21 protein-coding genes are annotated in these 22,178 nt (G+C 66.4%); 10 read left to right on the forward strand and 11 right to left on the reverse strand.

Annotation, left to right across the window (positions count from 1 at the left end; translation table 11 throughout):
* Positions 1-173: 173 nt before the first annotated feature.
* Genes WG208_RS13750 through nhaA form a run of 3 tightly spaced genes read right to left on the reverse strand, consistent with a single transcriptional unit; the run spans position 174 to position 3,375 of the window.
* Positions 174-1,301 (reverse strand): glycosyltransferase family A protein, encoded by a 1,128-nt coding sequence (locus WG208_RS13750; protein WP_337171946.1) that lies wholly within the window; start codon positions 1,299-1,301, stop codon positions 174-176.
* Positions 1,298-2,173, reverse strand: a complete 876-nt coding sequence (locus WG208_RS13755; protein ID WP_337171947.1) for an HAD hydrolase family protein — start codon at positions 2,171-2,173, stop codon at positions 1,298-1,300. Before WG208_RS13755 ends, WG208_RS13750 begins: the two co-directional genes overlap by 4 nt.
* Complete coding sequence (nhaA, locus tag WG208_RS13760; protein ID WP_337171948.1) at positions 2,173-3,375, reverse strand: Na+/H+ antiporter NhaA; 1,203 nt, start codon at positions 3,373-3,375, stop codon at positions 2,173-2,175. Before nhaA ends, WG208_RS13755 begins: the two co-directional genes overlap by 1 nt.
* Positions 3,376-3,579: 204 nt before the next feature.
* Here nhaA and WG208_RS13765 point away from each other — a divergent pair, with 204 nt between their 5' ends.
* From WG208_RS13765 to WG208_RS13800, 8 genes are all read left to right on the forward strand, one after another.
* Positions 3,580-5,115 (forward strand): S41 family peptidase, encoded by a 1,536-nt coding sequence (locus WG208_RS13765; RefSeq protein WP_337171949.1) that lies wholly within the window; start codon positions 3,580-3,582, stop codon positions 5,113-5,115.
* Between the two features lie 23 nt (positions 5,116-5,138).
* Positions 5,139-5,633 (forward strand): hypothetical protein, encoded by a 495-nt coding sequence (locus WG208_RS13770; RefSeq protein ID WP_337171950.1) that lies wholly within the window; start codon positions 5,139-5,141, stop codon positions 5,631-5,633.
* Positions 5,630-7,795 (forward strand): hypothetical protein, encoded by a 2,166-nt coding sequence (locus WG208_RS13775; RefSeq protein ID WP_337171951.1) that lies wholly within the window; start codon positions 5,630-5,632, stop codon positions 7,793-7,795. Before WG208_RS13770 ends, WG208_RS13775 begins: the two co-directional genes overlap by 4 nt.
* Positions 7,796-8,398 (forward strand): class I SAM-dependent methyltransferase, encoded by a 603-nt coding sequence (locus tag WG208_RS13780; protein WP_337171952.1) that lies wholly within the window; start codon positions 7,796-7,798, stop codon positions 8,396-8,398.
* Between the two features lie 86 nt (positions 8,399-8,484).
* Entirely contained in the window at positions 8,485-9,351 is an 867-nt protein-coding gene (gene epsC, locus WG208_RS13785) for a serine O-acetyltransferase EpsC (RefSeq protein WP_337171953.1), read from the forward strand.
* 63 nt (positions 9,352-9,414) lie between these two features.
* Positions 9,415-10,329 carry a cysteine synthase A gene (cysK, locus tag WG208_RS13790; RefSeq protein WP_337171954.1) on the forward strand — a complete coding sequence of 305 codons (915 nt, stop codon included), beginning with the start codon at positions 9,415-9,417 and terminating at the stop codon, positions 10,327-10,329.
* On the forward strand, positions 10,310-11,575 hold the full coding sequence (gene rmuC, locus WG208_RS13795; protein WP_337171955.1) for a DNA recombination protein RmuC: 1,266 nt from the start codon (positions 10,310-10,312) through the stop codon (positions 11,573-11,575). Before cysK ends, rmuC begins: the two co-directional genes overlap by 20 nt.
* The gene (locus tag WG208_RS13800; RefSeq protein ID WP_337171956.1) at positions 11,556-12,323 is read left to right on the forward strand and encodes a HipA family kinase; all 768 of its coding nucleotides are present in this window, start codon (positions 11,556-11,558) and stop codon (positions 12,321-12,323) included. The genes rmuC and WG208_RS13800 overlap by 20 nt, the downstream gene beginning before the upstream one ends.
* Before the next feature lie 13 nt (positions 12,324-12,336).
* Here the strand turns inward: WG208_RS13800 and WG208_RS13805 are convergent, their stop codons facing one another.
* From WG208_RS13805 to WG208_RS13820, 4 genes are all read right to left on the reverse strand, one after another.
* Positions 12,337-12,948 carry a hypothetical protein gene (locus WG208_RS13805; RefSeq protein ID WP_337171957.1) on the reverse strand — a complete coding sequence of 204 codons (612 nt, stop codon included), beginning with the start codon at positions 12,946-12,948 and terminating at the stop codon, positions 12,337-12,339.
* An 80-nt stretch (positions 12,949-13,028) separates the two neighbouring features.
* Complete coding sequence (locus WG208_RS13810) at positions 13,029-14,819, reverse strand: putative ABC exporter domain-containing protein (protein ID WP_337171958.1); 1,791 nt, start codon at positions 14,817-14,819, stop codon at positions 13,029-13,031.
* A gap of 5 nt (positions 14,820-14,824) precedes the next feature.
* A complete protein-coding gene (locus WG208_RS13815; RefSeq protein WP_337171959.1) occupies positions 14,825-15,550 on the reverse strand; it encodes an ABC transporter ATP-binding protein in 726 nt (241 codons plus the stop codon).
* Positions 15,551-15,572: 22 nt separating this feature from the next.
* The gene (locus WG208_RS13820) at positions 15,573-16,541 is read right to left on the reverse strand and encodes a hypothetical protein (RefSeq protein WP_337171960.1); all 969 of its coding nucleotides are present in this window, start codon (positions 16,539-16,541) and stop codon (positions 15,573-15,575) included.
* Positions 16,542-16,665: 124 nt separating this feature from the next.
* On the opposite strand from WG208_RS13820, the gene WG208_RS13825 reads away from it, so the two are divergent.
* On the forward strand, positions 16,666-17,940 hold the full coding sequence (locus tag WG208_RS13825) for an HDOD domain-containing protein (RefSeq protein WP_337171961.1): 1,275 nt from the start codon (positions 16,666-16,668) through the stop codon (positions 17,938-17,940).
* A 47-nt stretch (positions 17,941-17,987) separates the two neighbouring features.
* On the opposite strand, the gene WG208_RS13830 is transcribed toward WG208_RS13825, so the two are convergent.
* Positions 17,988-18,857: a flagellar motor protein MotB gene (locus WG208_RS13830; protein WP_337171962.1), complete on the reverse strand. Its 870-nt coding sequence runs from the start codon at positions 18,855-18,857 to the stop codon at positions 17,988-17,990.
* A gap of 3 nt (positions 18,858-18,860) precedes the next feature.
* Complete coding sequence (motA, locus tag WG208_RS13835) at positions 18,861-19,718, reverse strand: flagellar motor stator protein MotA (RefSeq protein ID WP_337171963.1); 858 nt, start codon at positions 19,716-19,718, stop codon at positions 18,861-18,863.
* 39 nt (positions 19,719-19,757) lie between these two features.
* Here motA and WG208_RS13840 point away from each other — a divergent pair, with 39 nt between their 5' ends.
* A complete protein-coding gene (locus tag WG208_RS13840; protein ID WP_337171964.1) occupies positions 19,758-20,435 on the forward strand; it encodes a hypothetical protein in 678 nt (225 codons plus the stop codon).
* A 14-nt stretch (positions 20,436-20,449) separates the two neighbouring features.
* Here the strand turns inward: WG208_RS13840 and WG208_RS13845 are convergent, their stop codons facing one another.
* On the reverse strand, positions 20,450-20,722 hold the full coding sequence (locus tag WG208_RS13845; RefSeq protein WP_337171965.1) for a carbon storage regulator: 273 nt from the start codon (positions 20,720-20,722) through the stop codon (positions 20,450-20,452).
* Positions 20,723-20,728: 6 nt separating this feature from the next.
* Positions 20,729-22,177, reverse strand: a complete 1,449-nt coding sequence (gene flgK, locus WG208_RS13850) for a flagellar hook-associated protein FlgK (RefSeq protein WP_337171966.1) — start codon at positions 22,175-22,177, stop codon at positions 20,729-20,731.
* Position 22,178 lies beyond the last annotated feature (1 nt).

The following is a 22,178-nucleotide window of genomic DNA, read 5'->3' on the forward strand; positions in this document are numbered from 1 at the left end:
TTGATATCGTGACGCGGTGGCGCCGAGTGTGTCCGGATGAGGCACCAGGCACCCTACATCGAACACGCGTCATTCGGATGAATTCGGCGCCCCGGCGTCACGATATCAAGAGGACGCAGGAGGGAGCTGGTCAGGGAGGAGATCGATAGAATTCCTTCGCTGGGGGTGCTACTTCAATTCATCGCTCGGGCGCGTCGGCCGAGTACGGCGCGCCCGATCCGTCGTAACCATCCGGTTTGCACGGCGGGGAGGGCAGGGGGTTCCTCACCCAACACCACGCGATAGCCGTCGATCTCTTCGTTCGCGTAGGCCAGAACCCGACGGACATCGTCTTCCGTCAGCGGTTCGAACGGCTTGAACTGGAACGGATGCCGGCGTGTTTCGTCGGAAAACGCATGCATGGCCGGCCACTCGCGTGAAAGCCGCGGCATGAGTTCGAGCACACTCGCGAGCAGTTGTTTGGGCGTGAGCTGCTCGCCGAACGAATAGGCCAGATACCGGTCCTGCGCGAGACGCCAGAAGGCGTCGGTGGCATCGTTGATGCTCACCGCATCGTATTCGAGCGCGGTGCACATGAGTCCCCACAACACATGCTTTTCGCGTCCCGACATGTTGCGCGTGGGGGACTCGGGCGCCCGGTGCCAGTGACGCAGGAATCCCCGGTCGAGCAGATAGCCCGTGGGGAATCCATGTCGCCACATGCGGAGGTTGAACTCCGTCCACTCGCCCCAGAACTGGCGGCGCGGATTGAAACCGCCGATGTCGGTGAAGAGACGACGATATCCCGCCACGAGCATGCCCTGGACGGGCATGTACCGGATGCCGTCGAGATCGACGTACGGTGTGGACTCGCGCGGCTTGAAACGCACGTCGGTGTCTTCCTCGAACGACGGAAGACCGACGATGCCCAGAGGCTTTTCGCGCAGCACACGTTCGATGCCCGCGAGGATGTCCCCGTGCAGCGTGAGGTCGTCGTCGACGAACGCCACGAGCGGCGTGCGGCAGACGGCCAACTGCACACGACGTCCACCACCGATGGTAGGATCGGTGGAATTGACGTACACCCGGATGGGCAACGTGGGCGCGAGCGCCCGGATGCGGGCCTCGATGGCCAGCGGCTCCTCCTCGGAGACGCTGTTGTGCACCACGACGACCTCGAAAGCCGGCTGTGCCGGCAACGAGGCGAGGGATTCCAGCAGACGACCGAGAAACTCGACGCGGGAGGGAATCGTGAGCAGCGAGAACGTCCAGCGCGGCGGTTCATGAGCCGCACGCGCATTGGGGCGCATTGGCGCCGTCACGCGGCGACCTGGTGCAGGCGGTTCAGCATATCGATCCATCCTCCTGGTCCTTCCGGACTCAACACGATGGCGCCGGGCAGCGACGCCAATGATCCGAGAGGACCACGGTGCGGGTTGCGTATCACGAAGCGCAGATCGGCTTCAGCAAGCAACGAGATGTCATTCTCCTCGTTGCCAATGGCCGCAAGCAGGGGTGGTACCCCGTGCTGCCGGAGTTTGTGCCGCAGCGCACGAAGCGCGGCGCCTTTCCCATGTGCTGCCGTGAGCGTGAGCCAACGTCCGCCGCGTCGCAGTTGCAGCGCATGCCGGGCAGCCTTGTCACGTAGCACTTGCAAAGCATCCACGTCAAGAACCTCGGGGTCGAGCAGAATGCTGTTCCGTCTCGCGGCGAGTGCACGCCGCACGGATGCCGGCGTGCGAAATCCCAATGCGCGCCATTCTGGCACATCGAGCTGCCGCACATCGGCGCGATGAAACGCCGGGACGTCCTGCATGAGCGCTTCGAGCGCCGATACATCGGCGGCGAACTGTTCGATGGCGAGTCGTCGGCGCCCCGCATTCGTGATTGCAAGCCGGTCGTCCGGTGTCATTGTTTCCACATCGATGCCGAGCAATGCGCCGTCCTCGGCGATGCAGGGACCATAGAGCCCCAGTGCGCGTTGCAGCACGGTGAGTTCGCGCATGGTGCGGCTCGATGCCAGCGCCACCTGCACCGGCGCGCCGCGGGCCGCGCCCAGTGCGGAGAGATGTGCACGCAGTTCGTGCGGTGCGCAGGGCAATTGCCCGCGTTCGTCGATGAGCGTGCCATCGACATCGCTCACGATGAGCAGTGGCCGGGAAGTCGCGCCCGTCGCGCGTTCGAGTGTGGTCATCAGGGTGGGGTCGGGGTGATGGTGCGATTGTTCTTGCCGTTGTCACTGCCATGGCCATCGCGCGACGCTCCGCGCAGCGCGAGCAGCGTCGCGCCGATCACGCCGGCGCAGAGCGATCCACCGAGCACGCCCAGTTTGGCGGCATCGAGATGCGTGCTGCTGCCGAATGCCAGGGCGGCCACGAACAGCGACATGGTGAAGCCGATGCCGCCGAGCATGGAGACACCGAACAACCCGTACCACGTCGCGCCGGCGGGCAGCGATGCCCAGCGCATGCGCACGGCCAGCCAGGCGGCGCCGGAGATGCCCAGCGGCTTGCCGATGAGCAGACCACTGGCCGTGGCCAGCGTGGCTGGCGCGGTGGCCAGCGCACTCAGATTGTCGGGGATGACGACGCCCGCGTTGGCGAGCGCGAACAGGGGAATGATGCCGTAGCTGACCGGGAACTGCAGGGCATGCTCGATCTGATGCTCCACGCTGCTGGCGCCGCGTGCGGGAATGGTGAACGCCAGCAGCACGCCGGCTATGCTGGCATGCACGCCGGAACGATAGACGGCCACCCACAACACGACCCCGAGCAGGACATAAGGCCAGGGACTGTGCACCCCGCGTTTGTTGCACAACATCAAAGCCCCCATGATCACGATCACGGCGGCGAGGGCGGCGGTGGAGACGGTGGACGTATAAAACAGTCCGATGACGAGTACGGCGCCGATGTCGTCGGCAATGGCCAGTGCGGCCAGGAAAATGCGAAGCCCCGCCGGAACCCGGTCGCCAAGCAGCGCCATGATGCCCAGCGCAAACGCGATGTCCGTGGCCATGGGAATGCCCCAGCCGGATGCGGCGGGGGTGCCCAGCGCGATGGCCGTGTAGATCGTGGCGGGGACGAGCATGCCGCCGATGGCGCCGACGATGGGCAATGCGGCCTGCCGGATGGACGTGAGGGCGCCGTCCTGCAGCTCGTACTTGATCTCCAGCCCCACCATCAGGAAGAACAACGCCATCAGCGCGTCGTTGATGACGTGATGCAGCGACATGCCGGCAATGGGGAGTTCCCATACCGCGTGATACGAGTCACCGGCGGAGGAGTTGGCCCAGATCATCGCCGCGATCGTCGCGGCCAGGAGCAGCAGTCCGCTGATGGACTGACTGGGCTTGGGCGCCTCGGTGGTGATGAAGCCGTCGTTCGTGGCTGAGTTCATCGCTGCAGTGGCCGTCGATGGGGTGTTACTCTCTTGGGGACAGGCGGGGACAGGTGCGGTGACCCGGCCGGTCCACGTTCCGTCTCAAAGTAACCTCACAAGGGGATCCCCGACTTCCGGACGTGGTACGAAGACATACCATCGTTCCGCTCTTCATCTTCATTCGCCGTTCCGTCTCCGACTCCCTCGCCGCTGCGTTTGCCGATGCCCGTTTCGCTCCGCTCCCGTGCGCTCTGGCTCATTCCGCTGATTGCGGGTGGACTGGCCGCGGCATTTGGTGGCGGCGTGTGGTTCGAGCGCCATCAGGCGGCGGCACGTGACGAATGGTCGGATGCGCGTCTGTTGTCGCAGGCCATCGATTCGGTGCGCGTGAATGCGCTCGACTCGCTGCCGAGCGACGAATTGATCCGGCGTGCGGTGGCGGGGATGCTGCGCGAATTGCACGACCCCTATGCCGCACTGCTGCGGGGGGAGGGTGTGCAGCAGTATCGCGGATCGCTGCTGGGTGAAGGGCGTGGGCTCGGACTCACGCTGCGTCGTCAGGACAATGGGGCCAGCATCATTCGCGTGGCGCACAATTCGCCTGCGTACGCGGCGGGGCTGCGCGCCGGCGACCGCATCCTGCTGGTGGACAGCGTACCCGTGCGCGAGGGGTGGGGCAAGCAGCGCGACAGCACCGAAGAGGTGCCCTCGCGTCATGTGGTGACGGTGTGGCGGGCGCCGCTGGGGGACACCAGTACGGTGACGCTGCATCGGACCACCTGGCACATGTCCGCCGTAGCGGAACAGGGGCTGCTCTCCGATTCGGTCGGGTATGTGCGGTTGTCCACGATGACGGCGCGTTCGGCGTCGGAGCTCGAACAGGCGGTGGAGGAGCTGGTCGATCGGGGAGCCCGTGCGCTGGTGCTCGACCTGCGCGGCAACGGCGGCGGCCTGTTCGAGGAGGGTGTGAAGGCGGCCGGGTTGTTCCTGCCGCGCGGCGCGGTAGTGGCGTCACTGGCGGGACGCGGCGGCGCGGCGCCACAGCCGCATCGGGCGCCCACATCGCGCTGGCCGTCGCTGCCGCTCACCGTCCTCGTGGACGCGGGGACGGCGAGTGCCGCCGAGGTGACCGCCGCGGCGCTGCGTGACTACCGGCGTGCGTTGCTGGTGGGCGTGCCCACGTACGGGAAAGGTGTGGTGCAGCGCGTGGTGACGTTGTCGAAGGAGTTGTCGCTGCGATTGACCACGGCACGCTGGCTCACGCCCAAAGGCGAAGCGCTCGAACGGCGTCAGGGCAAGGGCGCGGAGGCGCGTGGCGGCATCGAACCCGATGTGCTGCTCGACGATGCGGTGCGGCGTGACCTCACCAGCCCACCGACCACCTGGAATGGCACGTCGACGGCGCTGGTGAATCGCCTCGCGGATTCCCTGGCCATTCACGCGCTGAAAGAATCCTGGGCCATCACGCCGCTGGCGATGCTGGAAGCGCGCATGCGGGTGGCCCTGGCGCAGATGGTGCCTCGTGACGTGTCCGATCCGGTGGCCCGCACCGAGTGGGTCACGGTGGGCACCCGCATGGCGGTCCTGCGTGTGCTCGAAGCCGAACAGGCCACCGAGCAGATGCTGCGTTATGCCGTGCGGAGCGATGCGGCGTTGCGGGCGGGTCTCGATGTGCTGACTCCCGGCGCGGATGTGTCGCATGTGGTTCCGGCGCCGTTGCCTGCCTTGCTCGGGCGACGCGTGCTGGAGGTGCCTTGAGGAAGAGAGAGGGGATTGGGCGCGTGAGTCTGGCCGTGGGCCTGTTGCTCGCACTGACAGGCGGCGCGGAGGCACAGCGGCGGGAGACCGCTCCCCTCGATGCCTGGGTCGTCACCCGGTATCGCTCGGCGCACTTTCTGGTCGACAGCATGGCCACGTCGGCGTCGCTGACTCCGAGTGGACCGCTGCCACGCATCGAGAGTGTGCGCAGTGGTCGCACCAGCGACACGCTCTTGGCCGTGCATTTCGGAGTCCGCGAGACCGCGCCGGTCATGCCGGTCTCCTCGCGTGTGCGGCTGGTGGGCCCGAACGGTACCATCGTCCCGCTCACGGCCCGGGTGGCCGAACGGCGATTGTTCCGTGCGCCCCGGGTTCCCGATGCCGACCCGGCCATCGATGCGCAGTGGCGATACGGTTGGGCGTATCTTGTGGTACTGCCTCATGACGATGACCGGCCGGCCGGACGTTACCGAAGCTGGCTGTTGATGCCGGTCACGTCGATTCCAACCCCTCCGTGACGCTTTCGAAGTTTTCGTGGCTGATGCTGGTGGGTACGTCGCTGCTGACCGTGGCGGGCGCACCGCTCGCGGCGCAGAGTACCAATCAGCGTACCAACCAGAGCGGCAACAATGCTCCGTGGCGCAGTGCGTCCGCGGACTCGCTTGTGTCGCGGGCGATCACGCGACGCGGCGTGCAACTGGCCGACAGCACGCTGCTGTCGTATCAGGCCGATGCGCACGGGTTCCTGGCGTTCCTCGCGCAGTTCGGCGAGGGGCTGATCATTCCTCCCAAGGTGGTGCAGAGCGAGGAACTCGCCCTGTCGATCGCCTGGTGGCAACCCGGACGCAGTGCGCAGCGTCTGGTCGGGCGTCGCGATACGACACTGCTGCCTGCCAACGTGGGCTACTATCGCGATCGATACGGCGTGGTGCTCGACAATCTGCCCGATCGCATCCGTCTGGGCGATGGACAGGATGTGCGCGATGTCCCGCATCCGCTCGCGGCCACCGCGCAGGCCATCTACGAATACGCGATGGGCGACGCGGTGCGCATCCGCATCCCGGGCCGTGAGATCCTGGTGGACGAAGTGCGATTCCGTCCGCGTGATGCCAGTACACCGGCGGCCATCGGCTCGGTGTATCTCGATCGCGAAACGGCGGCCGTCGTGCGGTTGTCGATGACCTTCACGCGCGCGGCCATCATCGACAAACGCATCGAGACGCTGGTGGTGACGCTGGAGAACGGTCTCGTGTACGAGCGGTACTGGTTGCCGCGTCGGCAGGAAGTGGAGGTATCGCGCGGCAGCACGTGGTTCGATATCCCGGCACGCGGCATCGTGCGGGGCCGCTGGGAAATTTCGAACTACACGGTGAACGAGCGCATTCCCGCACCGGTGATGCTGCTGCCGCGATGGAGCTCCATGCCGCGCGACAGCCTCAGAGCGCATCCGTTCGAAGGACGGGTGATCGATGCCCTGCCACCGGAAATCCAGATCGCGAGCAGCGAGGACGTGGTGCGTGCGCGTGTGCAGGCGGAAGCCGCGGTGCGTGCGGCGATGCTGGCCCGTCCGGCCACGGCATCGGTGACGGGGCGCGGGGTGAGCGACCTGGCGCGCTTCAACCGTGCCGAGGGGCTGGCGCTGGGACTGGGTGGTGCCCATCGCACGGGCAATGGCATCCAGGTGAGCGCGCGGGCGCGGTTCGGGTTTTCCGATCATGAAGTGAAGGGACACGTCTCCATCGGACCGGCTCCGGCGTTCGGACGCACACCCACGCTGCAACTGTTCGTGGAGCGCGACTATCGCGAGCTGGCCCTGGCCGAGCGCGCGGGGGTGACCAATTCGCTGGCGTCGTTGCTGTTCGGCAGCGACTACACGCAGTCGGTGGACACACGCGCCGCGGGCATTGTCTGGCGTCGTGCACCGAACAGCGCATTCAGTTGGCGGTTGGCGGCCGAACAGGATCGCCTTACCCACGTGACGGCCGATCCGCTTTCGCGGCATTTCGCGCCAACGTTGCCGGCATGGCGTCTGGACGGCGCGCGTGCGGAGGTGCAGGGCACGGGTGGCTGGGTTCCTACAGAGCCGTCGGCTACCCGTGGTCTGTGGATGCTGAGCGCGAGTCTCGGGGCCTACCGCGGGAGCTTCGACCGGGAAATGCTCGAGCCGGTCACCGGGTCGCCCGGTGTGGAGACGCAGCGTGTGTCACCGCTGGTGGGTCGGGCGCAGGGGTTGTTGCAGCTCACGCGTTCCCTGGGTGGCGATCGCGCGCTCTTTCTGCAGACGTTCGGCGGTGTGGCAGGCGGTCGTGCGTTGCCACCGCAGTGGCTGGTCTTTGCCGGCGGACCGTGGACGGCGCCGGGTTACGATGCGCAGCAGTTCGGTGCGCGTGCCCTGCTGTCGCAGCGTGTGGAATTCCGTGCGCCGGTTCCCGCGCCGTCCATTCCGCTGGGCCGCTTCGGATCGTCACCGGGGCACATCACGCTGGCCCCGTTCGTTCAGGCGCTGGGCACCGCGTCGGGGACGCCAGAACGTCCGACGAGGGCCGGTATGTATCCGTCGGCGGGCGTGGGGATGCTGTTCTTCTACGACCTGCTGCGCGCCGATGTCGCACGCGGATTGCGCGATGGACACTGGCGTTTCTCCATCGATATCGACCGGAGCTTCTGGGGGATTCTGTAAGTGGAGGAGACCAAGCGGTACGATCGTGCGTACTTCGACAAATGGTACCGGCATCCGCAGCATCGTGTGAAATCGCCGGCCGAGTTGGCGCGGCAGGTGGCGTTCGTGCTCGGCACGGCGGAGTTCGTTCTGGGACGACCGGTGCGATCGGTGCTGGACGTGGGGTGTGGCGAGGGACAATGGCGGGGTGCGCTGCTCGAACATCGTCCCCGATTGCACTATGTCGGAGTCGATCCCAGCGCCTATGCCGTGCAGCGATATGGCCCGCGGCGTCATCTGTTGCTGGGCGGGATCGAATCGCTCGATACGCTGCCACTGCGCGAGTCGTACGATCTCGTGGTATGCTGTGGCATGCTCAACTATCTCTCCGCGGCGCAGCTCACGAACGGACTGCCACAGGTGACGCGGCGAACGGGCGGCATGGCCTATCTCGAACTGTTCGCGCGTGAGGACCGCTTCGAGGGCGACACCGAGTGGCCGACGCCAAAACCGGCGGCGTGGTATCGCGAGGCGCTACGGGCGGCCGCCCTGACGGCCATCGGGATGCAGTGTCATGTGCCGACACGCGACGCCGACCGGGTGTCGGCGCTGGAACGGCTCTGATCATACGGCGAGATTTCGGCGAGATTTCAGAGAGATCCCGGTAGAGATCTCTGCGGGATTCGAGCGGTACATCTCCCACCGATCCGATGCCTGGCACCACGACCGCACCAACCTCCGCCACCTGGCGCACTTTTCTCGATACGCTGCGCGACGAGCGTCGGGAATGTGGTGCGCCCCGTCCCCTGCGCGCGCTGGCGGAGGAATTCGCGCTGCGGGCGCTGGCGCTGATGTTCCCGCAGTTCGCGCCGCCCTCGCGGTTGAGCGTCGAAAGTGTGGACGAGGAAGCGGCGCATCTGGAAGCGTTGCTGCGTGCGGCGATCACGCCGCTGATGTCCGAGGCGGACCCGGTCGTCGTGTCGATGCTCGATCGATTGCCGGCGGTGCGGGCGATGCTGCTGGAGGATGCGCAGGCCATCACCAGCGGCGATCCGGCGGCGGCGAGCATCGAGGAGGTGATCATCGCCTATCCGGGTTTTCTGGCCACGGCGGTGCATCGGTTGTCGCACGAGCTGTATCTGCGGGAGGTACCGCTGTTCCCGCGCGTACTGTCGGAGTGGGCGCACCGTGAAACGGGGATCGACATCCATCCGGGCGCGCGCATCGGTGCGGCGTTTGCCATCGACCACGGCACGGGCGTGGTGATCGGCGAGACGAGTGAAATCGGCGATCGGGTGCGCATCTACCAGGGCGTCACGCTGGGCGCGCTGGCGGTGAGCAAGAAGCTGCAGAACCGCAAGCGTCATCCCACCATCGGCAACGATGTGGTGATCTACGCCAACGCGACCATCCTGGGCGGCATGACGCTGGTGGGGGATCGTTCGGTGATCGGCGGCAACGTGTGGCTGACCTCGTCGGTGCCCGAGCGCTCGGTGGTGCAGTTCACGAGCCGCGTAGAGCCGCGTCCGACGCCCGATCCCGACGGGAACGACGATGGGATCGAGTTTCACATCTAGCCACGCCATCTTCACCTTCAGTGCAGCATCCCACGACACCCGCACCTCCAGCCACAGGATTTCATGCGCGTCTCGAACATTCTGGAAACGATCGGTCGCACGCCGCACGTGCGGTTGCAGCGACTCTTTGGCGATGCGGAGGTGTGGCTGAAGCTCGAACGCGCCAATCCGGGTGGCAGCATCAAGGATCGTATCGCCCTGGCGATGATCGAGGATGCGGAGCGCCAGGGGTTGCTCGGGCCGGGCAGTGTGATCATCGAGCCCACGTCGGGCAATACCGGCATCGGGCTCGCGATGGTGGCGGCGGTGAAGGGATACCATCTCATTCTCGTGATGCCCGAATCGATGTCGATCGAACGGCGACGCATCATGGCGGCCTACGGTGCGTCGTTCGATCTCACGCCACGCGAGCAGGGCATGAAGGGCGCGATTGCCCGGGCACAGGAACTGGTGGCGTCCACCCCCCGCGCCTGGATGCCGCAGCAATTCGACAATCCGGCCAACGTGCGGAGTCATGCCGACACCACCGCGCGTGAGATCCTCGAGGATTTCCCCGAAGGCATCGACTATCTCATCACCGGCGTCGGCACCGGCGGGCATATCACGGGCGTGAGTGAGGTGCTCAAGCGGCAGTGGCCGACGCTCAGGACGCTGGCGGTGGAACCGGCCAAGTCGGCGGTGATCGGCGGCGGTGCCCCGAGTCCGCATCGCATCCAGGGCATCGGCGCGGGCTTCATTCCCGGCAACCTGCACACCGACACGCTCGACGGCACGATCGCGGTGAGCGAAGAAGACGCCTATCGGTTCGCGCAGCGTGCGGCGCGTGAAGAGGGCATCTTCGTGGGCATCTCGAGCGGGGCGGCACTGGCGGCCGTTGCCCAGACGTTGCCTTCGCTTGCGGCAGGCGCCCGTGTGCTCACGTTCTGCTACGATACCGGCGAGCGATATCTGTCGATCGATGGACTCTTTCCCGTCTGAACTGGCGACACTGATCGCCGCACCGCTCATCGGCGTGCTGGCCGGCGGTACGGCCGTGTGGCTCGTGGCGCGCCGTATCGCACGGGCCGAGGTGGCGCGGGCACGCAGCGAAGCGATGCAGGAAAGCGAGTCCCGGGCGCGGGCCACCGAGATGGCCCTGCGCGAACAGCTGGCCAGACACGAAGTCGAAGCGGAGATCACGACACGAAACGGCAACGTGGCGGATCTGCTCATGCCCATCCGCGAAACGCTCACGCGATACGATGCGGCCCTCACACAACTCGGACAGGCGCAGGCACGCGTGGCCGGCCAGATCGGGGAACGGCTCGATGCGGTGACGCTCGCCGGGGAATCGTTGCGCCACGAGACGCAGCAGCTGTCGCAGGCACTGCGTGCACCATCGGTGCGGGGGCAGTGGGGAGAGCTGCAACTGCGTCGGGTGTGTGAACTGGCGGGCATGCTGGCCTACTGCGATTTCGAGCCGCAGGTCACGGTGCGTGGTGAACACGGCGTACAACGCCCCGATCTGCTGGTGCGGTTGCCCGGCGAGCGTCGGTTGATCGTGGATGCCAAGGCGCCACTCACGGCGTATCTCGAGGCCATGGCGGCCACCGACGAACGCACACGCTCGGCGCGTCTCGCGGCCCACGCGATGCAGGTGCGGAGTCATGTGCAGCAGCTGGCGGCCAGGAAGTACTGGGCCCAGTTCGACGATGCGCCCGATTTTGTCGTACTCTTTCTTCCCGGCGAAGCATTCTTCGCGGCGGCGCTCGACGCCGATCCGTCGCTGCTCGAATCCGCGCTCGAGGAACGTGTGCTGCTGGCCACTCCCACCACACTCATCGCACTGCTCAAGGCGGCGGCCTACGGATGGCGACAGGAGCGGGTGGCCGATGACGCGGCGGAAGTGGCGGCGCTGGGACGGGAATTGCACGAACGACTGGCGGTCTTTGACGAGCAGCTCGCCGAACTGGGGCGCGGACTGCAACGCGCCGTGCAGTCGTACAATCGCGCGCTGGGCAGCCTCGAACGCCGGGTGCTGGTGAGTGCGCGCAAACTGGGGGCGATGAGCGGTGTGAGCACCACACCGGAAGCGCTGCTCGATTCACCGCCCCTGCTGGATATCACCGTGCGCGGCAGCGATGATGAGCGTCTCCATGAGCGTCACGAGGAACGGACCGATACATGGACGCATACAGGGAACAACGGGCTTCACGATGAACGGCATGCCGACCATCAGAACTGATCTCGCACACTGCGTGGCCACACGCGTGATCCGCCGGGAACGCAAAGGGTCTTCGTCTCCGGTGGTGGCGGAAACCACCGACGGCGCCCGTTTCGTGAAGCTGCACGGTGCTTCACAGGGCACCGCGCCGCTGGTGGCCGAGATCATCGTGGGCGAACTGGCGGACGCGATCGGATTGTCGGTGCCGGAGCGGAGTTTCGTGGAGTTGCCCACGGGAATCCCGAGCGATGATCAGAACGACGAACTGCGCGATCTGCTCGATCGCAGCATGGGCACGAATCTCGGATTCGCCCTGCTGGAGGGAGGGCGCGATCTCACGGCCAGTGAATTCGGCTCGGCGAATCTCGTCACCGCCGCGCGTGTGCTCTGGCTGGACATCCTCGTGCAGAACCTCGACCGCACGCCGCGCAACGCCAATCTCATGATGCGTCGCGGCACGATCTGGCTCATCGATCATGGGGCGTGTCTGCCGTTCCAGCACGATTGGTCGAGCGTCACGGAGTCGCACCCTGGGCGCGGATACGACATCGAAGGACATGTCTTCGGGTGGGCCTCACCCGTGTTGGGCGATGTCCATGCGCAGTGTGCGCCGCTGCTGACGCGCGAAGTGCTGCGTGCCGCGGCGCAGCCGGTCCCCGACGCCTGGATCGGTGGGGATGCCACGCGTCGCCGCGAGGGATTCGCGGCGTTTCTGTGGAAGCGGCTGGTGGCGATGGAACGGTCGTTCAACGCTCCCGAAGGCGCGTGATGCCACTCGCCGGCTAGAGCGACCCGAGCAGGTCGTCGATGGCTTTGCGGTCGGCGTCTTCGAGCGAGTCGGCACCGTGAATGATGCGCTGTAGGATGTCGACCGCTTCCTCGGCGAGGTTGTCGGGGTGACGACGATCCTTTTCGAAGCGCACGATATGACCGAGCAGGATGGTTTCGAACGGCGACTCCTCGTCGTCGTCCTCCTCATCCTCGTCGTCATCGTCATCCTGGCTGCTGACGGTGGACTCGTAGCTCGGCACGCTGGCCTTCCAGGGCTCGGACGTGTGCGCGTCGGCTTCGAGCAGCGAACGCGGAACGAGCGCGAACAGCCGACACTGCAGTCCCGGTTCCTCTTCATAGGCGAAGAGCCCCAGCGGCACCGGCTCCTCGAACAGGCGCAGATCGATGAGTCGCTGAATGGCCTCGACCGGCATGGCACTGCGGGCGACGAGACGACCGTCGATATATGCCGCCAGTGCCGACGAATCGGGTGCACGCGGATCGTCGAGCCGGTCTATCACAATCTCCACCGGTTCCCGCGTGGTCACGAAGACCGCCTGGCGGGCCTCGTCGTCATCGGGAGTGGCGTCGTCTTCCGGAAGCTCGAATTCGTCAGCGGACATCGGATCGGTGCGTGAAAGGACCTCTGGCAGGTTAGGCACCGGAACACGATGCGGGAAGGGTCAGGCGCCGTCGAATGATGTCAGGTGGCACTGACCACATCGTTCACATCGGTGCGTTCGAAGACCGAACCCAGCCAATGCAGCACGGGCCACAGTTCGGCGAGCAGCAGCAGCCCGCCCAGCACGGTGGCGCCGAGTACCGACCAACCGTTCCAGTCGTCGGTGAGCCATACCATCAATACCCCGAGACCCACCGGAAAGACCAACGCGATCGCAGCCACCAGCGTGGTGGCGCCGGTGGTCAGGAGATTCTGCCCCATGGTCTCGAAACCGCGCGCTTCGGTGCCCAGTCGCACCCAGGCCGGAAAGAGCAGAGCGGTGCCGTTCTGGACGGTGAACATCAGGGCATTGAACACCGGGACGGCCACCACGATGGACACGAGCAGGGGAATGGTCGCACCACTGTCCAGCAGCAGCGAGGGTTCCTGCAGGAACATCACCAGAGGCACGATCATGAGCGACCAGACGGTGATGGAATGCAACAATGTCACCGCGGCGATCTCCGCCATGACGATGCGCCAGCCGGGCAGCGGCATGGTCTTGAGCATCGCCAGTCGTGGCAGGTCGAGACGCAGATCGAAGCGCATCCAGAGCGGCCCGAGAAACAACAGCATCGCGCCCCATCCGATGGTGACACCGACGAAGGCATCCCCGATGCGATCGGATGCGGAGCGGGATGCGAAGGCCAGCGCCGCGAGCCCCACGGTGAACGCGACGAGCTGGGTGCGCCAGGCCCCCCCACGCAGTGCGGCGGCCACGTTTTTCCAGGCGATGGCCACTTCGGGGCGCCCGGTGAGTGCGAGCGGGGGCACCCGCGTGAGCTTGCCGGTGCGCGAACGCGCCTGTCCCATCTGCGAAGAACGGAACCGCTGCATCCGTTCGACGCGATGTTGTGTGGCTTCGAGCGCGGCTTCCTCGAATGCGCCGTCGAGACGCAGCAACCAGAAGTAGTGGAGGAGCAGAATGCCCGCCGACCAGAGAATGGCGAGCCCCCATCCGCTGCCGTTGGCGAGGCCGATGGGAGCAAGCAGGGTGCGGATGGGCCACAACGCGAGCGACGGCACCGGCGCATTGAGCGTGCCCACGAACACGTCGAATGTGGCCCGTGCCCCATGCACGCTGGCGGCGCGCAGCATGGGCCAGCTGTCGATGACACCCCAGGCCACGGCCCCGATCAACGCCACGAACACCACGATGGGGATGAGACCGCGGCGCCGGCCCGCCGGGCCGTGTTCGATCACGCTGGCACGCACGATGCTGGCCGCGAGACGATGAAAGGCCAGCGTGGTGAAGAGGATCCAGAGCGCGAGCGCCCGCTCCCATGCGGCCAGTGAACCGGCATTGCCGCGCAGGATCACCGTGAAGATCAGCGTGTTGAGCAGGATCGCGAGCTGCATGCGCACGAGTTTGGCGTGGACGAGGCCACGTCTCGTGATCGGCGCGGGGAAGAGGAACTGCACCTCCGCGGCGGTGAACGCGAGCGCACTGCGATCGCTGCCGAACAACCACCACCGTGCACTGGAGAACAGCAGAAAGGCACTCACGAGCACGATGGTGACGTCGTTCGTGATCAGACGATTCACCGAGAACTCGCTGGTGTGCGTGTTGCGGAGCAGGGCCCACCACAGGTACAGCGCGCCAATGACGACGGCGGCGAGATATCGCGGACTGCGCACCCGTGCGGCCTGCGCACGCAGGCGATTCCACAGCGTGCGTGTGTAGAGGTAGCGCAGTGCGACGAACGCGCGCTTCGTGGGCGTCTGCGGTGGCATCTGCGGTGGCGTCTGCCAGGGCGTCTGTCGGTCGGTCATGACCGTCAGGTGTCGCTGCCCGTGAGCGCGATGAAGATCTCCTCGAGGGATTTGCCGGCCAGCGCCGGTCGTTCGGTCACGATCTCGTCGATGGTGCCGAACGCCACCGCCTGTCCGCGTCGGATGACGAGCAGGCGGGTGCACAGCTCCTCCACCAGATGCAGGAGATGTGAACTGAGAATCACCGCCGTGCCCTCACGGGCGCGGGCGCTGATGGTCTCCTTCATGCGACGGATGCCGACCGGATCGAGGCCGGTGAGGGGCTCGTCGAGCAGCAGGGCGGCCGGGCCGTGCAGCAGGCCGCAGGCGATGGCGAGCTTCTGCTTCATGCCGCGCGAGAGTTCACTGGGCAGCGCGTCCCGCTTGGCGGTGAGTTCGAGCTCCTCGAGCAGCAGCGGAATGCGCGGCGCGGCGTCGGCCACACCATACAGTCTGGTGACGAACTGCAGGTGTTCGACCACCGTGAGATAGTCGAAGAGTTGCGGTTCGTCGGGAATGAAGGCGAGCCGGGCCTTGGCGGCCACGGGATCGGCCTGCAGGTCGATTCCCGCAATCCGGATGGTGCCCGCCGAGGGCTGCAGAATGCCCGCGAGCGCCCGCAACGTGGTGGTCTTGCCGGCGCCGTTGGGGCCGACCAGGCCAAGCACATCGCCGGGCGCGACATGGAACGACAGCGACTGCACCGCCACGGTGTCGCCATACAGCTTGGAATATCCGGCGACGTCGATCACGGCCAGCGCGTCGTATCGGGCATCATGGAGTCGGGTCGGGGAGCAGCAGGGTCGACGAGAGCGTGGCGGAGAGGGTGGTGCCGGCCGGGAGGCAGCGCTCCTTGGTCGTGTTGCGGGCCGCGGCCACGGTGCCGGCGGCCGCACCGCCCGCCGCCCCGATCACGGCGCCTTTGGTGCTGCCCCCCAGGATGCGTCCGAGGATCGCACCGGCGACCGCGCCCGTGATGACTTTCCCCTTGTCGCCGCCCTTGGAGACACTCCGTTCCGTGACGGTGGCGTCGGCCACCTGCACGCCGCCCTCGGCCGGAATGAACTCACCATTGAGTTGCACACCTTTCAGGCGAAACGCAAACTCGCCGTTGGGCCCGGGCGGCGCGAGCTCCACCAGGACCGGGGTGCCAGCCGGCAGCAGGGCACCCTCCGGTCCGGACACGGCCTGCGCCAGGGAGACGACGAACCGGTCACCCGGACGGTTGGCCAGCGTGCAGATCTCGGCGCCCGTGGCTCCGGCCAGGATGGCGCCGGCCCCGATCCCGTGGCGACGTCCGCTGCTTTCCCCGGCCGTCGGGGCCGGCGCGGAAGCCGGTCCAGCGGGTGTCGTGGCTGGTACCGATGCCGACGCTGTGGCAGCGGGGGCGGGTTCCGGTGACACGGGCTGGGGGGGACGCGTCGTCGTTGCAGAAGGAGCCGACGATGCCGGTCGTCCGGCCCGGGATGGTGCCGGGCGGGGGGTGGTTGCGGCCGTGGGCGCCTGCGGGGTGGGTCTGGCCGCGGGCGTCCGGGGTGTGGGGGCCGACGGCGTGGTCGCGATGGCGGTGTCGCCGATGGCCACGGTCGAGGCCGCCGAGGCGGCGAGCGTGAGATCACGCGCGAGCGCCGAATCGACCGACGCCGTCTGACGATCACGACCGCAACCCGCGCTCACCAGCAGCATGGCCCCGGTGAAAACGCAGGCGAGTGTGCGAAACACACGCAGATCAAGTTGCGGCATATGACAGACGATAATCTGAGAACGAGCGACGCTGCCACCATCAGGCTCCATGCCGACGGTCTTCCGTTGAGTACGCCAGGCGCAGCACTGCGTTCCACGTACCGAACGTACTGAAGCCGATCGTATGCCCGTCCATGAAGTCGACATCACGCCGCCGCCTACGGCCCAGCATGTATTCATCGCCCGCCAGCCGATCTTCGATCGGACGCCGAGTCGGGTGGCGTACGAGCTGTTGTATCGGGCCTCGCGCGAGGCCACGGCCGCGCAGTCGGGGCTTTCGGCCACGTTCATGTGTGGCGATACCGCGCTGCACGCGCTGCTGTCCATCGGGCTGGAGCGCCTGACGGCCGGTACCAGAGCGTTCGTGAACATCACGGAAGATCACCTCCTCGGAGAGTTGTACAAGATCTTCGATGCCCAGGCGGTGGTGCTGGAGCTGCTGGAAACGATCGACGCGACACCGGCGGTGCTCGATGCCTGCGAGCGCGCCGCGGCGGAGGGCTACCTGCTCGCCCTCGACGACTACGACGGTCGCGATTCGCTCGACCCGCTGCTGCCGCTGGTGTCGATCGTAAAAGTGGACGTGTTGCCGTGGACACAGTCGGGAACACTCGACCAGCTCGCACCCCTCGTCGCGAAGCTGAAGGCGCACGAACTCACGATTCTCGCCGAACGGGTGGAGACGCCGGCGCAGCTCGAGCAGTGCCGGGCCATGGGGTTCGATCTCTTCCAGGGCTACGTCTTCAGCCGGCCGGAAACGCTCGACGGACGTGCGGCCAACGTGCATCAGGCGGCCGTGTTCCAGATCGTTTCGATGCTCAATCAGCCGCGGGTCACGGAACGGGAGCTGGAAGACGCGTTCCGCAGTCATCCCTCGTTGTCGTTCACGCTGCTGCGTATCGTCAACTCGGCGTCCTTCGGCGGGCGCAGCGTGGATTCCATCTCCCACGCCATCCGGTTGGTGGGACGCGAAGCCCTGTCACGCTGGATGATCATCATGCTCGTGGCCTCGGTGGGCGCGCGCAGTGCCGTGGCACACGAAGCGGTGATGATGGCGCTGGTGCGCGGCCGCTTCTGTGAAGTGGTGAGCGCCCATGCCGGGCACGGCGATCCATCGGCGCGGTTCCTCGTGGGGCTGCTGTCCCGCATGGATACACTGCTGGGACTGCCGATGGAGCAGGTGCTGGAACGGTTGCCGGTGAGCCAGGACGTGCGCGACGCCTTGCTGTTCTCGCGGGGGCCTCATGCCGACGTCCTGCTGCTGGCCGACGCGTACGAACGCGCCGACTGGGATGCGGTGGAGCAGGAAGTCCCGGGCATGCGTGCCGCGTTCACCGAGCTGTATACGGAATCGGTGATGTGGGCCGGCGACCGGCTGGCGAGCGCCACGCCGTCGTGATCCGCGTTCTGCGCCCCGCGGGGTGATGTCGGTTCAGCGGGGCCGGCTCAGTAGTTCCGCTTGATCGGCTCGGCGATGCTGTTCACGATCGAGTCGCGCTTCCCGGTGGCCAGCTCGGCCGCATTCGCCGCGCTTTCCGGCACGTTGGTGAACGGAATGAGAATGGAGATGCGACGGTTGGCCGCGTCCATCGGATCGTCGAACACCCGGGGCTTGGTGTCGGCATAGCCACGCACTTCGGCGATGCGATTGGCACCGATGCCCGCCGTCTCGAGCACACGTCGGGCGGCGTTCGCGCGGTCGGCCGACAGCTCCCAGTTCGTATACGACGCATCCTTGCCGAATTTCGCGCCGTCGGTGTGTCCTTCGAGCACGAGCGACTGCGACAGCGGGGCGAGTTCCTGACCCACGAGCTGCAGCGTGAGCACCGTGGCGGTGTTCATGCGCGCGGAACCCAGCGGGAAATAGACATCGCCCCGGCCCGACTCCACGAGTTCGATGCGGAGGCCTTCCTGCGTGACCTGGACATCCACGAGCGCGTTGAGGCGCTTGAGCGAATCGCTGGCGGCGAGTTTGTCGAGAATGGTCTGCCGCAGCTGTTCGAATGTGCGTTGCTCCGTGGAGCGCACGATCATGCGCAGCGGCGTGCGCTGGATGCTCGTCACCGACGAACCGGTGGCGAGCGGACTCGAGCCCGCGCCGTAGCCCTTCTTGTATCCCACCGGATTGGCGAAGTAGCCCTCGATGGCCTGCTTGGTCTTGTCGTCCATGCCAAGAATCCACATCACCATGAAAAACGCCATCATGGCGGTGACGAAGTCGGCATAGGCCACCTTCCACGAGCCGCCGTGATGTCCGCCTCCACCGACGATCTTCTTCTTGACGATGACGACCTTCTTGCCTCCGCGCGCCGCCATGGGTTACGCCGCCTTCTTGCGCGTGAGGTCTTCGAGCTCGGCGAAGCTGGGGCGCTCGTGCGGTTCGATGTTGCGGCGCGAAAACTCCACGGCCGTCATGGGTGCATCGCCACGGGCGAAGGACAGCAGTGCCGTGCGGATGCAGAGCATGTAGTCGTGTTCCGCGTGCAGGCGCGTTTCCATGGCCTTGGCGAGCGGTCCGAACACGCCGTACGCCAGCAGGATGCCGAGGAACGTGCCGACGAGTGCGGCGGCCACCTTCTCACCGATCTCGGACGCCGCGCCACCGATCGAGCCCATCGTGATGATGACGCCGAGCACGGCGGCCACGATGCCGAAGCCCGGCATGGCGTCGCCGACGGTGGTGATGGCGTGCGGCGCGAGCATCGCCTCGTGATGATGCTTCTCGAGATCCACGTCCAGGATCTCGGCCAGATTGTGATCCTCCACCGTGCCCGTGAGCAGCACCTTGAGCGTGTCACAGAGCAGCGACACCGCGTGGTGATTGTTCATGAACGACGGATACTTCTGGAAGATGTCGCTGGATTCGGGCGACTCGATGTGCGCTTCGAGACCCACCAGTCCATCCTTGCGGGCCTTCTGGAAGACTTCGTAGAGTACCTGCAGCAGTTCGGCGTAGGCCTTCGCCCCGTACGGGTTGGGCTTCAGCAGACCCAGGGTCTGGGCGATACACGCCTTGAGCACCGACGGCGGATTGGCGATGATCAGCGTACCGAGCGCCGCACCCCCGAGGATGATGAATTCGTTCGGCTGAATCAGGACGGCGATCTGTCCATGGTGCATGACATAGCCACCGATGACTGCGCCGAAGACGACAACCAGGCCGATGATGACGAACACGCGAGAGAATCCGGAGTGCGAGTGGAGAGGGAGTCAGCGATGACCGACACAGGGGAACACCGGCACGCCGGCGAGGCGGCGGGTATCACGCGCTGGCTCGTCATTCACGACGATCTGCTGCGGGGACTGGCGCACGCCATGAGCAATCGTCTGGCGACGATCGGGGCGGTGGCCAGTGTGCTCGGAGGCGGCAGCACCCCCGACGAACGATTCGTGCGGGGATTGCAGCAGGACGCCGATCAACTCGAGGCGCTGCTGCAGACACTGCGGCAACTGCCGCGTCGGGACGACGCGCTGCCCGAACCGATGCTGGTGGCCGACGCCGTGGAAACGGCGCGCCGGCTGGTGGAGCATCACCCCGATCTGCGGGCGGTGGGCGTGACCGTGAAGACGCGGAACGACGTCGTGCCCGTGCTGGCAGATCCCGCGGCGCTGGCCCACGCGATGGTCGTGAGTCTGCTGGCCGCAGTGCGGAATGGTGGAGCGGAGCCGGACCTCGTGATCACGCTCGAAACGATCGGCGACGAAGTCGTCGTCCACGCGGGTGGGGATATCGATACCCCAGCCGTGTTGGCGCAGGCCGTCCAGGCCGCGCATGCCGATCGTGCCGCCATCGACTGGCTGTTGAGCGGCAGTCACGGACATGCCGATCTGGCGGCGCCGGGCACGGTCATCCGTCTGCGCACGCTTCAGGCATCGCGTCGTCGCGCGGGATGACATCCGGGATGACATCAGGCGGACGCCTCGGGTGACGACGGCTTGGGGGTGGAGGTACCCGCGGCGATGGGGGCGCCCAGGGTTGCCATCCACGACGCGTCGGCCGGCGCGGCGGCGCGCTGATTCTCCTGCGCCACCTGCTGCGCGATCTCCCCGCGAAGGATCTTGACGTTGTTCGGCGCTTCGATGCCGATGCGCACGCCCCCGCGGTCACAGGAGACCACGACGATGCGGATGCCGCCGTCGATGATGATCGAGTCGCCTTCGCGACGTCCGAGAATGAGCATCGCGCGTCAGACGAGAGAGAGCAGGGTCTTGAGCATTTCATCGGCCGCCGTGATCATCTTGGCTGCCGCCTGATACGACTGCTGCACACGCAGCATGTTCACCAGCTCCTCGTCGGTGTTCACCCCGCTCACCGACTGCCGGCGCTGATCCGTCTGCTGAGCCAGACTTTCCGCCACGGCCGCGGCATCGGTGGCCGACGCCACGTCCACCCCGAGACGCGTGACGAGCCCTCGGAAAAACCCGAGGAACGAGCCGGTCTCCGTGGTGCCGTTGGTCGCGGTCCAGGTGACCGTGCCTTCGGTGATGCGCAGCGCGGCAATGGCCTGCGCGGTGGTGTTGTCGGTGGTGCCGTTCGGATTCCCACTCGCCGCGATCTTGCCCGGATCGGCGGCCACCGCCGCGTCGAGCTGGATCGTGGACGCGCGCACGGGATTGGCGACCGAGCCGGGATCGAAGAAGTTGCCCGCGGCCGTGCCGGGCACCGTGCTGCCGGTGAAGACATAACCGCCGGTGTGGGCGGTGTTCACCGCGCTCACGAGCTGGCTGGCCATGGCATCGAGACGACCACGCACCGCCGGAATGTCCTCGTTGAGGACCTTCACGATCGCCGACAGTTCCCCATCGAGCGGCGCCAGCCGGTCGGGAGAATTGCCGAGACGGATGCGCACCGGCACATCGGTCACCGGCACCGTCGGTGGAGGAACGATGGTTTCCAGTTGCGCGGAGACCTTGTTCCAGGTGTCGCCTTCAACGAGCGTGGAGTTGCCGATGACCACCGTGACGGTGCCATTCGGCTGATTGACGACACGGGTGCCGGCGACCTTGGACAGTTCGTCGAGGCGCGAGTCGCGCATGTCGCGCAGATCGTTGGCCACATGGCCATTGCCTTCGCTGGCCAGGATGCGCGTGTTCAGCTCCGCGACCTGCGAGGCGAGCGCATTGATGCGACCGACGGTGTTGTCGAGCAGTTCGAGATTGGACGAACGCTGCTGGGTGAGCTGCGTGTCGTAGCTGTTCAGGAGCTGGGCGAGCTGCCGGCCGCGCTGCTGCACGACGGCGCGTGCGGCCAGGCTGTTGGGCTGCGCCGAGAGGTCGCTCCAGGAACTCCAGAACTGGTCCAGCGCATTGGCCATGCCCGTGTCACTGGGCTCGCCGAAAACGTCTTCCACCTTCTGCAGCAGATCGCGACGCATGGTGCTGTTGCCGTTCGCCACATTGGCCGAACGGAAATTCTCGTCGAGCAGGATGTCCCGCTTGCGCTGGATGGTCGCAATGTGGACGCCGGTGCCGACGTTGCCGTTGTAGAGACGGACAGGGGTGTTGGCCGCCAGCACGACTTCCTGTCGCGAATAGCCTTCGGTCTCCGCATTCGCCACGTTGTGCGAAATGGTCTGGAGTGCCGTCTGGTGCGACAGCAGTGCGCTGCGCGCGATGCTGAACAGGCCCGATCCCATG

This window comes from Gemmatimonas aurantiaca, from assembly GCF_037190085.1.
Taxonomy (GTDB): Bacteria; Gemmatimonadota; Gemmatimonadetes; order Gemmatimonadales; family Gemmatimonadaceae; genus Gemmatimonas; species Gemmatimonas aurantiaca_A.